The sequence below is a fragment of the Rheinheimera sp. D18 genome (genome assembly GCF_004345025.1).
GTDB classification, from domain to species: domain Bacteria; phylum Pseudomonadota; class Gammaproteobacteria; order Enterobacterales; family Alteromonadaceae; genus Alishewanella; species Alishewanella metallidurans.
Genome location: NZ_CP037745.1, coordinates 1,343,536 through 1,355,128 on the forward strand (window position 1 = coordinate 1,343,536; position 11,593 = coordinate 1,355,128).

An 11,593-nucleotide genomic window follows, 5' to 3' on the forward strand; every position below is an offset into this window, starting at 1 on the left:
AAAGCTATACTTTTAAACCCCAATCGTGCCAAGCCTGTTCAGCTAGGCTGGCCCGAAATTCGGGGGCGGCAATATCAATTAGCCCGCGCGCGCGTTCCGTTAAGCTTTTTGCTCTTAGATTAGCAATACCATATTCAGTCACAATATAGTGGGCATGAGCGCGAGTAGTAACTACACCAGCGCCAGGGCTTAATAACGAACTAATACGCGATACCGTGCCACCTGCAGCGGTAGCAGGCAGGGCGATAATAGCGCGACCACCTTCAGACAGCGATGCGCCACGAACAAAGTCCATTTGCCCGCCGACACCTGAATATACTTTAGTACCTAACGAATCGGCACAGACCTGACCGCTTAAATCGACTTGTAACGCACTATTAATCGCCACAACCTGTGGGTTTTGGCGTATTACTGCTGTGTCGTTGGTGTATTCCACATCAAGAAAGCTAACCAGTGGGTTATCGTCGATAAAGTCATATAACTTCTGGCTACCCATGGCAAAGGTGGTAACAATTTTACCGCGGTGTTTGCGTTTATTTTGGTTGGTAATAACGCCGCTTTCAATCAGTGGCAATACACCGTCAGAAAACATTTCGGTATGAATACCTAATTGCTGGCGATCAGTAAGATAACGCAATGTCGCATCAGGAATCGCGCCAATACCCATTTGTAAGCAATCACCATCGCGAATAAGGCTGGCTACATTGCTGCCTATTTTGTCGGTTATCGCATCTTGTGCTGCGGGTAAGTGCAGCGGAATAGCGGCGGCATGCTCAACATAGCGGTCAATTTGGCTAATATGAATAAACGAATCACCATGGGTGCGCGGCATCATTGGGTTAACCCAAGCAATTACCTTTTTTGCCATTTGTAATGCGGCACGGGTGGCTTCAACTGATACGCCAAGGCTGCAAAAACCATGATTATCCGGTGGCGACACCTGAATTAAGGCAACATCTAATTTTTGTTCGTGGCGACGAAATAGCTTAGGAATTTCTGATAAAAAAATCGGTACATAATCGGCTCGGCCACAGTTAACCGCATTGCGTGTGCTGCGGCCAACAAAAAAACAGCGCTGGCGCAAATGACCTTCAAGCTCTGGCGCACAGAGCATGTCGCTATTTTCAGTATGCAGTTGCAGCAAGGTTAGGTTGCGCTTGCTAAGTGCAACCTTGGCTAGCGCTTGTAATAGGTAGTAGGGGGTAGCCGCCATTGAATGGCACCAGATTGAATCATTATCGGATAAAATTTGTAGAGCTTGTTCTGCACTATCAACTCGCATTGGTGTGATCTCCTAGCGTTTCTAGATTAAGTAACATTTAGCCTAACCGTTTTCTGTGCGCACATTATGACAGGGATCAAAGAGTTACAGCCAGTGTTATAAAACTAAAGGATAATGAATAAGGTGTTAGTAATGCTACCGCTATTAATTTTTTAATCTGCTCGTTAGAGGTATTGTCGAAATGAAAAAGCCCCGCGGCGTGATGCCAGCGGGGCTTTTGCTTAAAGCAAACAGCTTAGTTGTTTTTAGCTGCTTTCTTTTCTTTTTCTTTAGCAATTACCGCTTCAGCTACGTTGTTAGGGCATGCAGCATAGTGAGCAAATTCCATAGAGAACTGACCACGACCTGATGTCATTGTACGCAGGCTGCTGATATAACCAAACATTTCTGATAATGGCACGTCAGCTTTGATCCGTACGCCAGAAACGCCAGCTTCTTGACCAGAGATCATGCCGCGACGACGGTTTAAGTCACCGATAACATCACCAACGTGATCTTCTGGGGTGAACACGTCAACCTTCATGATTGGCTCAAGTAATTGCGGGCCTGCTTTTGGCATACTTTGACGGAATGCACCTTTAGCTGCAATTTCAAACGCGATAGCTGATGAGTCAACGGCGTGGAAACCACCGTCTACCAGTTCAACTTCAACGTCTAATACTGGGAAACCGGCCAGAGGACCCGTAGTCATCATAGACTGGAAGCCTTTCTCAATGGCTGGGAAGAATTCTTTCGGAACACTACCACCAACTACTGAAGACTTAAATTTAAAGCCAGTGTTTTGCTCGCCTGGGCGAATAACGTAGTCAATTTTACCAAATTGACCAGAACCACCAGATTGCTTCTTGTGCGTGTAGCTATCTTCAATTTCACGAGTAATAGTTTCGCGGTAGGCAACCTGAGGTTGACCAACAACTAAATCAACACCGTAGGTACGTTTTAAAATATCTACTTTGATATCTAAGTGTAATTCACCCATACCACGTAAAATGGTTTCACCTGAATCGGTATCAGTTTCAACACGGAAAGTTGGATCTTCTGAAACCATTTTACCAATCGCAATACCCATTTTATCAACTGAGTTTTTGTCTTTTGGCGTTACAGAGATTGAAATTACTGGCTCTGGGAATACCATTGGCTCTAGCGTACATTCATGCTTAGGATCACATAATGTGTGGCCAGTTTGGGTATTATTTTTCATACCTACTAGCGCAATGATGTCACCAGCCTGAGCTGAGGTTAAATCGATACGGTCATTCGCGTACATTTCAACCATACGGCCGATACGTTCAGTTTTACCCGTGAATGAGTTAAGGATGGTATCGCCTTTGTTCAATACGCCAGAGTATACGCGTACGAAGGTTAGGGCGCCAAAACGGTCATCCATGATTTTGAACGCTAATGCGCGGAACGGCTCGTCAGCAGAAACAACGGCGAACTTGCCATTTGGGTTGCCTTCTTCATCAGTCAGAGGCTGTGGGTCAACTTCAGTTGGCGATGGTAAATAGTCAACAACCGCGTCTAATACTAATTGCATACCTTTGTTTTTAAAGGCAGAACCACAGTATGTAGGGAAGAATGCTAAATCACGTGTGCCTTTACGAATACAACGCTTTAAATCTTCAATTGAAGGCTGTTCGCCTTCCATGTACGCCATTAACAGGTCGTCGTCTTGCTCAACAGCCGTTTCTACTAACTGCTCGCGGTACATTTCAACGTCATCAGCCATATCAGCTGGTACGTCAGATACCGTGTAGTTATCTGGGTTACCTGAGTCATCCCAGATGTAAGCTTTACGAGTTACTAGATCAACTACACCACAGAATGTTTCTTCACGACCGATAGGTAAGGTCATGATAAGTGGCGTTGCGCCTAATACTTTTTTAACTTGTTCAGTTACGCGGATAAAATCTGAACCGATACGGTCAAGTTTGTTGATGAAGATTAGACGAGCTACTTCTGCATCGTTCGCATAACGCCAGTTGGTTTCTGACTGAGGTTCAACACCGCCAGAACCACAGAATACACCGATACCGCCATCCAGTACTTTTAATGAACGGTAAACTTCAACCGTAAAGTCAACGTGGCCCGGGGTATCAATAACGTTAAAACGGTAGCCTTTCCAAAAACAGGTTACTGCAGCTGACTGGATAGTAATACCACGCTCAGCTTCTTGTTCCATAAAGTCGGTAGTCGTTGAACCATCGTGCGTATCCCCGGCTTTATGTATTTTACCGGTCAGTTTCAGGATACGTTCCGTAGTGGTGGTTTTGCCGGCATCAACGTGGGCGAAGATACCAATGTTTCTGTATAAGGATAAATCTGCTGACATAGTAATCTCATTAAGCTAGGGTTTGAAAATAGTGCGACAATATACAGGATTTCAAATCGATTTACCCGAAAAAAAACAAGATAAAGCGATGGTTTTTTATTCGTGCTGCAATATTGTCTTGTAAAATTGTCGATCTACGCTGTTAAAGCTATGTAGTTTTACCACTGCTTACTAATGTGTAAGCCAACAGTACTAAGGCCCGCAGTAGGCGTGATCTGAAAACCGTAATAGGGTTTACTAAAATAATAACTGGCAGCAATACCAATTAATGCACCAGCGACAACATCGCCAGTATCATGATGATCATTTTTTACTCGGGTATAACCAACGTAGGTAGCTAGAGCATAAGCGGGCGCACCATACTGCCAACCATACCGGCGTTGTAAAAAGGCCGCACCTTGAAAGGCCATGGCACTGTGACCGGATGGAAAGGCATCGTTATCTGAGCCATCCGGGCGATTTTTATGAATAGTACTTTTTAAGGCATAGGTCGCGGCAATAGTGCTGGCAAAACTATAATAGAATTGCGTTGTACCCTCGTCATCGCCTAGATATTGGCTCATGCCCCAGGCTGCTGCTGGTATGGCAATACGCAGTACATCAGCAGCTTTATCTTCGCTATTAGCCTGCGCGTTTTGCAACGGCATAAGGCTTAGTAGTGCGCTAATGGCCCAGTAATAAATGCGCGGTTTCATGCTTACTCCGTAAATTTTTGCTTAGATAGCGATAATATTTAAAGCCCAAGTTGTTACAACGCGCATTATTAAAACTCAATATACTGCGGCCAACCCAGTAAAGGATTGGTTAAGCCTTGTTTACCTTCCAATGCGTCAAGCCGTTCTGGCGTGGCGTCGGTTAAGGCTAATGCTTGATAGTCTTTCGCAAAGGATAAAGTACGCAACAGCGCGGGAATAAAGTGCTGGCCTAAATCTTGGCGGATAGCCTCGGCGTTAGCCGCTGGCAATTGCGCTAAGGTTGCTTCGGTTTGCAGTTCAATAAAGGTCGGGTTAAACCAATGCTCTTGCAGTGTAATAGTGCGTAGCCGTTGTTTTAAATCTTGGCGTACTTTATCGCTGCCAGTTAGAGCGCGATATAACACCACTTCGGCCAGTACTTCTTCCAAACTAAAATGATCAAACTCATCAAAGTGCGTGCGTACGTAAAACTGTTGTTGTAATAGCTGCATTGACTGGCTGCGGCGATGCTCGGTTAAGGCGGTTTGATAGTGTGCCCAACCGTACCAATCTTCTGCATCTGGTGGGCTAGATATATTTTGCACTAACTGTTCTTCTACATCACCGTACAGCGAGGTTTTACCCGTTTTTTTACTTACCGTTGCCAGCATACTCCAGCCTTTTTGAAACGGCTTTACAATACCTTCTGGTGCAAGCAATAGCCCAAGTGCGCGTTCGGTATCGTTATCGCTTAGCTCTTGTAGCCCCAAGCTTACTATGCCGATGATGTCGCAGGCCGCTTGCTCTAATAAATGCATTTTATATTTATTATAAAATTTATCGGCAAATTTCAGGCTCATTAACACCGCTTTGCTTTTCAGCTGAGTTAGCTGTGCGCTGCTTAAGGTTTCTGCGGCCTGAGCTTTGCTGATCACTTGGGTTAAAAACGGGCCAAAACTGCCATCACGTAGTATTAACTGCATGAAATATACCCTTAATCGAGGAAGCTAAACATGTCGTCTACTTCGCTGTACTCGTTATCAACGGCTTGGTTTTTCTCTTTGGCTTGCATTACTAGCTCAGCAGCAAATTTATTAATAATGCCTTCCCAGCCTGAGTTTTCATTACGAATAAGTGCTTTTATTGCCTGCTCTACGTCAGGGGTTAACTGACGAATTAATGCCAGTAAACTGCGTGGATCATCCATGCTCAGGTTATGCACATCTTCTACTTGTTGCCGTTCGGTGTAGGCTTCAGCTTCTTCTAGATGCTCTTCATCTTCGTGTAGCTTGTCTTCCCAGTAGTTTTCATACTCCAACACTTCGCCACGGTATAGCTCAATAAAGGGAATGCTTAAATAAAATAAACCGGCCGGATCTTCGGCAATACAGTCTAAAATAGCCGCTTGTTTTTCTTCAGTTTCTTGGGTACGAATGAGGTAGGTTAAAAAATCAAAGGTGTGCTGTTTTAAATCTTCAGCATTATTTTTAATTTTCTCTTCCCAATACAGCGGTTGCTGACACACGATATCGCGAATACGCTCTGGACTCATTAGCTCGGAAATAATCGATGGGAACGAAATGTCATGTTCGCTGTTAATCTGGGTTAGCGTAACAATATCAATGCCTTCAATAACCTCTACCAGCTGCGCATCGCTCATCGTATTGGCAATGATTTCAAATCGTTTGCTGGCTTGCTTCGGTTCAATAACGGCTAATTCTTTAATTTCTGCGACAGCGATTTCAATTAAGTTGGTGCTCATTAAACTTACTCTCCCTTAAAGCGTATATCGTCGTATTGGTCGTTATAACCGTCTTCTTCGTCTTCATCGTCGTCGTTCGTGTAATCGTCGTTGTCGTAGTTATGCTCGGCATCAGCGTCATCATCATCGTCGTGCTCTGGCTCTGCAGCACTGCTACGACTAGTCGGTTTCACCTTGTCATTTTCTAATAAAAACAATACCGCGCACGCTTCAATTAATGCCGCTTCTGAGTATGAGCGAACTGCTTTTACGAGCTCTAAATCAGGGTTGCTAAAGGCGACTGAGGTTTTAAACTCATCCCAGCTTGGCACGCTAGCTTTACTGATCCATTGTTGCCATTGAGTTGTGTTAGCCGCTGAAAACTTAACTCGGCCATACAGTGCAATCGGTAAATATTCTGGTAATGACTCCAGTAGTTTTGGCTCGGCCAATAAAATGGTTTTTATCTTTGCCGTAAATTGTTCTAACGCATTTGGCGTTTCAGGATCCATGTACGAATGGATGTTTTCTAGTGCATCAGTTTGCAACGCATGCACGCGTGTCATATTCAATTTTGTCGTCATAGTAGTCTCACGAAAATCGGCTTACGAATAGTATTGATCCCACAACTCCTGCATGGCAGAGGCCGGATCGTTAACGATGACATTGTTAAAATCTTTAATAAATGCCGCTTTTTGCTTTGCATCTGATAACACATTATAGGCAGCGGTTATGCGTTGCAGCTGCTCGTTGGCGTGTTCTTTTTCATCGTCGCTAGCACTATGCAGTTTATCTGGATGGTATTTGTTAGCTAAGCGACGATAGGCTTTTTTAATATCGTCATCGCTGGCATTGGTTTTTACGCCAAGAACGCGAAAGTGGTTAATCATAAGTTATCCTGAAACACGAAGACCTAAATAACAAGACCGGAAACACCAAGAAAAAGCGTGTTTGCCTGCTGTGCTAATGGGTAAATAGCAAACAGCAGGCAATAATAACAGATCGCGTGCGCCAGTTCACCTGATGCCGTAATTGTGCTTACTTTAGATTATGAATAAACCAAATTGGGTCAACGCTGACACGAAATAATAACGGTGCAAATTTATTAAAGTTGTTGGCGTTAGCTGGGCATTGAATGTTGTCGGGGTAATGCTTTTTCCAGGCATCATTTACCAGATACAAGCTATCTTTATATACCGCAACGCCTTCTACTGCGGTTTGTACCATTTTTTCGTAAGCGGGGCAGTTACTGTTACTGCCCGTGGGCGCGTAGTAGCTCATTTGCATGACAAAAGGTGGTTGTTGTTGGCTAATGTCGATGATCCATAATTGGTCGTCATTTCGTGCTACGGCAACTAAATAACCCGGATGGTTTGCTTTGGGGCTGGGTAAGTAATCCAGATCGTTAATCGGGTGGTCTTTATCGTCTGGCACCGGCAGGACAAAGGCACTATCTTGCACTTTTACATAATCATCGTGCAGCCAAAACTCTGTGTTATAAGGTGTTTTGAATATCATTGGTGCATTAGCGGCATTTTGCTCTAAGGCTAAATACAGATTACCACTGTTATCAAAGGCTAAACCTTCAATGCCATCGTTAGGCGCATTGCCTACCAATGCCGCTTTAGGAAACTGCACTGGCCGCACTGCGGTAATTTGCGCTTGTGTTAAGGCTTTATCGGCTTCAATTTTCACTAATAGCGTAGGGTAGTCGGTTGAGTTGGTTTCACCATAACGTGCTTTACATTCTGGGCTTAGGCTCACAAAGCGCGAGTCTTCGGTAACGGTAATTAGTACGGTATCGTCGTGGCGATCCCAAGTTAATGCTTCAAAATCGGGATATTGGCGAAACAGCTCACCAAAGCAGCCGTTTAGTACCTGGTCTGATACTGTAATGGCAATTGGCGGCGCATTAAGCTGTGCGGTTTGTGGGTTAACTTTCAGTAATTTATTGCGCATCGCTTCAATCGCGCTATTGTCACCTAAATGAATAATTTCGTTATGGCGCCAGGTAAATCCTGAACTTTGCGGATCAGTTAAGGTTTCACCTTGTAAATCGGTAAGCCAGATACCGGCGGCGTTACCGAGTTTTACTTCATTGGCGGCGCTGGGCAGTGCAGTGCAAGCTAAGCCCATTAAGGCAACAGTGGTGACAAAAATAGAGCGCTGTATAAACATATAAATACCAAGATAACGATTAGTGTTTTAACTAGTGTGCCAGCGAAATGTGACAAACAAAACTCTTAGGGTAGATTTAACGCTCTGCCACCATCTAATTCAATTATTTTCCCGGTCAGATACCGGCTTTGTAGTAAATAGAGCACAGTGTTGCCTAGTTCGCTGGCGCCTGGCTCTATTTGCAGTAATGACTTGTTCAACGCCTTGGCTTTATAGGCATCATCATCGTGCTGGTTAAACATCAGTAGCGCCGGAGCGATGGCATTTACCTTTACCTTGGGCGCTAACGCACGAGCAAAACTTAAGGTTAAGTTAGTCAGTGCTGCTTTAGATGCCGCATAGGCCATATGTTTTGCGCTACCCACGCTGGCAACAAAATCGGTTAGATGAATAATATCACCCGCGAGGGCACTTTTGGCCAGCAGTGGTGCCAGTGCGCGATTAAGAATATAGGGTGCTTTTGCATGTACGGCGTGCATAGCATCAAATATTGCGCTATCGGCGGCAATATCCAAATCGGGATTGTTTTGGCTTGACGCATCGGCATGCCAGTCAGAGGCATTGTGGATCAGTGCACGTAGTTCGTTAGTCTGGGTAAAAATATGTCTAATAAAATCTGCCAGCGCAACACTATTGGTAACATCAAGCTGAAAGCATTCAATGCCGGCTTGGCGTAGTCGAGACAGCCCTGGTTTTTCACTGCGATAAGTGGCGATAACGCGATAACCAGCTTGGTTAAGCGTTAAAGCACAGTGCAAACCGAGGCGCTGTGCGGCGCCGGTAATAATAATGACATTAGACATTCAGAGTTCCTGTGAACCAAAGGTAAAGTGCAGTATGATGTAACCGATACGTTACATCGCCGCTTTGGTTTAGTTTTTTGCTTTGTGCTGGCAATTAATCCAATCAGCAACTAAAACTGTATCTGTTACACCCACAATAATAACAACATCCTACGCAAAACAGTAACCACATAAATGAGGATCCATTATGACGACCAGCAGAAGACGTTTTTTAAAATTATCAGCCGGAGGCATTGTCGGATTGAGCATGGGCGGAGTGAGTTTAAAGGCGTTCGCCAATGAGCATCTCGATCCAGAAAACCCGCAAGCTAAAGCATTACAGTACGTGCATAAGTCTGAAAAAGAAGGCGCTACATGTAATAATTGTGCCTTAGTTCAAGGTGCTGATGGCGAAGAGTGGCGTCCGTGTGCCATTTTCCCAGGTAAACTGGTAAATAAAGACGGCTGGTGTGCCGCTTATGCGAAAAAGCCAGCGTAACTGAGTAAGATTTATTAGTAATATCAACGAACTGGCTTAGAGCAAGTCAGTTCTCGTTTAACTTGTAAGTACGATAATTAACGGGCTTAAATTTAGCCTTACTTTAAGCTAATTGCAGGCACAGCCGATGCAAAATAGCCGCTGTTGCACCCCAAATAAATTTATCTTGATACGGCATTGCATGCAGCTGTTGCACTTTACCCCGCAGCGGTAGGTTAAATTGATGTCGGTTTTCTTGTTGTAAAAAATGCGTTAGTGGCACTTCAAAAATACCCGCTACTTCAGCCGGTTGCAGTAACCAGCGTGGTTGCGGCGCTAATAAACCTACCCAAGGTACGATATTAAAGCCTGTGCTAGTCGGTTGCAGCGGCAAGCGGCCAAGTAAAGTAACCGCATTAGGCGTTAAACCGATTTCTTCTTCAGCCTCACGCAGTGCCGCCTCAGCGCTTTGCTCACCCGGCTCAATACGGCCGCCGGGAAAGCTAATTTGCCCAGGATGATGGCGCAAATGCAGCGCGCGCTGAGTAAACAATACTTGCAGCCTGTCGCCATAATCAATTACTGGCACCAATACTGCAGCTTGGTGTTGATCGCTGCTAGGTACCGCATCACCGGCAGCAGTAGGGTGTAACAAAAACCGTTGGCGAAACTCACTAGCAAGCATAGGTTTTATTCTGTGTTGGCTAAAACCGGCAAAATTTTATTTACCTTATCTAGCGTCTCTTGATATTCGCTGTCTACTTCTGAGTCGGCCACTATACCGCCGCCAGCTTGACAATATATGTTGCCATCACAGCAAATTAGGGTGCGAATAGCAATGTTAGTATCCATGTTGCCAGCGCTATTAATATAGCCAATAGCACCGCAATATACCGAGCGACGCTGCGGCTCAAGTTGCTCGATAATTTCCATGGCGCGCACTTTAGGCGCACCAGTAATAGAGCCACCAGGAAAGGCACCACGCAACAAATCACTAGCGCTATATTCTGCCGCTAAAGTGCCGGTAACGGTGCTGACTAAATGATGTACTGCCGGAAAACTTTCTATGGCAAATAAACTGGGCACCTCAACACTGCCTGATACACAGACTTTGCCTAAATCGTTACGCAGTAAATCAACAATCATAACGTTTTCAGCGCGATCTTTCGCCGAGTGCCTAAGGTTGTCGGCTTCTACTGCATCGGTCATGGGGCAAAAGCCGCGAGGCCGAGTGCCTTTTATCGGTTTAGTTTCTACCTTACGCTCGTGTAGCTGCAAAAAACGTTCAGGCGAGATGCTTAATACCGCGCCCTCAGGTAAGCGAATAAACGCTGAAAACGGCGCGGCATTTTTATCACGTAGTTGTAAATACGCCTGCCATGCATCACCTTGATAACGGGCACTAAAGCGCTGAGTTAGGTTAATTTGATAACAGTCGCCACTAAGCAAATATTGCTGCACCTTATTAAAGCGTGCGCTATAGCCGGCTTTATCCATATTGGCTTGCCAAAGGCTAGTTAAGGTAAACGAGGTAGGCGGCAGGGTGTGTTGTAAACGCTGAACCAGTTTTTGCCAACCCGGTTCGGCTTGGCCTTGATAGTCGACATACCATAAGCATTGCTGCTGTTTATCTAAAATAAGCGCCCACTGATAAAAACCGATCGCCATATCGGGCAGGGTAATATCTTGCTCGGCTATACTGGGTAGCTGTTCAACATAGCGGCCTAAGTCGTAGCCAAAGTAGCCCAATGCGCCGCCGACAAACGGCAGTGAGCTGCTTGGTTTATCTGGGAAATAGCGTTTTAGTGCACCATCCAATACAGTAAAAGGGTCGTGTTGGTATTCGTGCACGCCTTGGCTATCGCGTAAAATGCACACACCTTGCTTAGCTTCTAAGGTGGCAATAGGTTCGGCCACTAAAATATCATAGCGGCTATTGATATGCGCCTGCGCCGCTGAGTCAAGCAGCATGGCCCAAGGCTGCCCAGCAAAATAGCTGAACAGGTTTAGTAAGTTTTCTGGTGTATCACCAAAAGTTTCAGACGGAATAAGGTACTGCTGCATGAATGGGGCTAGCCGCTGTTTCTGATGCGCGCTATCATAACAGCACCGACACTAATAGTTAA

12 protein-coding genes are annotated in these 11,593 nt (G+C 45.1%); 1 reads left to right on the plus strand and 11 read right to left on the minus strand.

All coding sequences use genetic code 11. From position 1 onward, the window contains the following. Window positions 1–4 precede the first annotated feature (4 nt). The 9 genes from E0Z06_RS06370 to folM form a co-directional block, all read right to left on the minus strand. The gene (locus tag E0Z06_RS06370; protein ID WP_132582963.1) at window positions 5–1,282 is read right to left on the minus strand and encodes an acetyl-CoA hydrolase/transferase C-terminal domain-containing protein; all 1,278 of its coding nucleotides are present in this window, start codon (window positions 1,280–1,282) and stop codon (window positions 5–7) included. A 235-nt stretch (window positions 1,283–1,517) separates the two neighbouring features. Continuing rightward, window positions 1,518–3,614 (minus strand): elongation factor G, encoded by a 2,097-nt coding sequence (fusA, locus tag E0Z06_RS06375; RefSeq protein WP_132582965.1) that lies wholly within the window; start codon window positions 3,612–3,614, stop codon window positions 1,518–1,520. 158 nt (window positions 3,615–3,772) lie between these two features. Further along, a complete protein-coding gene (locus E0Z06_RS06380; RefSeq protein ID WP_132582967.1) occupies window positions 3,773–4,309 on the minus strand; it encodes a phosphatase PAP2 family protein in 537 nt (178 codons plus the stop codon). A gap of 68 nt (window positions 4,310–4,377) precedes the next feature. Beyond that, window positions 4,378–5,271, minus strand: coding sequence for a hypothetical protein (locus tag E0Z06_RS06385; RefSeq protein WP_132582969.1), 894 nt, complete (start codon window positions 5,269–5,271; stop codon window positions 4,378–4,380). A gap of 11 nt (window positions 5,272–5,282) precedes the next feature. Then, window positions 5,283–6,050 carry a hypothetical protein gene (locus E0Z06_RS06390; protein WP_132582971.1) on the minus strand — a complete coding sequence of 256 codons (768 nt, stop codon included), beginning with the start codon at window positions 6,048–6,050 and terminating at the stop codon, window positions 5,283–5,285. 5 nt (window positions 6,051–6,055) lie between these two features. Beyond that, entirely contained in the window at window positions 6,056–6,613 is a 558-nt protein-coding gene (locus tag E0Z06_RS06395) for a hypothetical protein (protein ID WP_132582973.1), read from the minus strand. A 21-nt stretch (window positions 6,614–6,634) separates the two neighbouring features. Beyond that, window positions 6,635–6,919 (minus strand): DnaJ domain-containing protein, encoded by a 285-nt coding sequence (locus tag E0Z06_RS06400; protein WP_132582975.1) that lies wholly within the window; start codon window positions 6,917–6,919, stop codon window positions 6,635–6,637. Between the two features lie 148 nt (window positions 6,920–7,067). Then, on the minus strand, window positions 7,068–8,207 hold the full coding sequence (locus E0Z06_RS06405) for a hypothetical protein (protein ID WP_132582977.1): 1,140 nt from the start codon (window positions 8,205–8,207) through the stop codon (window positions 7,068–7,070). 65 nt (window positions 8,208–8,272) lie between these two features. Continuing rightward, window positions 8,273–9,010 carry a dihydromonapterin reductase gene (gene folM, locus E0Z06_RS06410; RefSeq protein WP_132582979.1) on the minus strand — a complete coding sequence of 246 codons (738 nt, stop codon included), beginning with the start codon at window positions 9,008–9,010 and terminating at the stop codon, window positions 8,273–8,275. A gap of 187 nt (window positions 9,011–9,197) precedes the next feature. On the opposite strand from folM, the gene E0Z06_RS06415 reads away from it, so the two are divergent. Further along, on the plus strand, window positions 9,198–9,488 hold the full coding sequence (locus tag E0Z06_RS06415) for a high-potential iron-sulfur protein (RefSeq protein ID WP_207903153.1): 291 nt from the start codon (window positions 9,198–9,200) through the stop codon (window positions 9,486–9,488). A 103-nt stretch (window positions 9,489–9,591) separates the two neighbouring features. Here E0Z06_RS06415 and E0Z06_RS06420 read toward each other — a convergent pair whose 3' ends face one another. Both E0Z06_RS06420 and pabB read right to left on the minus strand, forming a co-directional pair. Beyond that, entirely contained in the window at window positions 9,592–10,152 is a 561-nt protein-coding gene (locus E0Z06_RS06420; RefSeq protein ID WP_132582983.1) for a CoA pyrophosphatase, read from the minus strand. A 5-nt stretch (window positions 10,153–10,157) separates the two neighbouring features. Further along, the gene (gene pabB / locus E0Z06_RS06425) at window positions 10,158–11,531 is read right to left on the minus strand and encodes an aminodeoxychorismate synthase component I (RefSeq protein WP_132582985.1); all 1,374 of its coding nucleotides are present in this window, start codon (window positions 11,529–11,531) and stop codon (window positions 10,158–10,160) included. Window positions 11,532–11,593 lie beyond the last annotated feature (62 nt).

Coding starts and splice junctions, on each gene's coding strand:
- E0Z06_RS06370 (WP_132582963.1), bottom strand. CDS start 1,282: ATGCGAGTTGATAGTGCAGAACAAGCTCTACAAATTTTATCCGATAAT.
- fusA (WP_132582965.1), bottom strand. CDS start 3,614: ATGTCAGCAGATTTATCCTTATACAGAAACATTGGTATCTTCGCCCAC.
- E0Z06_RS06380 (WP_132582967.1), bottom strand. CDS start 4,309: ATGAAACCGCGCATTTATTACTGGGCCATTAGCGCACTACTAAGCCTT.
- E0Z06_RS06385 (WP_132582969.1), bottom strand. CDS start 5,271: ATGCAGTTAATACTACGTGATGGCAGTTTTGGCCCGTTTTTAACCCAA.
- E0Z06_RS06390 (WP_132582971.1), bottom strand. CDS start 6,050: ATGAGCACCAACTTAATTGAAATCGCTGTCGCAGAAATTAAAGAATTA.
- E0Z06_RS06395 (WP_132582973.1), bottom strand. CDS start 6,613: ATGACGACAAAATTGAATATGACACGCGTGCATGCGTTGCAAACTGAT.
- E0Z06_RS06400 (WP_132582975.1), bottom strand. CDS start 6,919: ATGATTAACCACTTTCGCGTTCTTGGCGTAAAAACCAATGCCAGCGAT.
- E0Z06_RS06405 (WP_132582977.1), bottom strand. CDS start 8,207: ATGTTTATACAGCGCTCTATTTTTGTCACCACTGTTGCCTTAATGGGC.
- folM (WP_132582979.1), bottom strand. CDS start 9,010: ATGTCTAATGTCATTATTATTACCGGCGCCGCACAGCGCCTCGGTTTG.
- E0Z06_RS06415 (WP_207903153.1), top strand. CDS start 9,198: ATGACGACCAGCAGAAGACGTTTTTTAAAATTATCAGCCGGAGGCATT.
- E0Z06_RS06420 (WP_132582983.1), bottom strand. CDS start 10,152: ATGCTTGCTAGTGAGTTTCGCCAACGGTTTTTGTTACACCCTACTGCT.
- pabB (WP_132582985.1), bottom strand. CDS start 11,531: ATGCAGCAGTACCTTATTCCGTCTGAAACTTTTGGTGATACACCAGAA.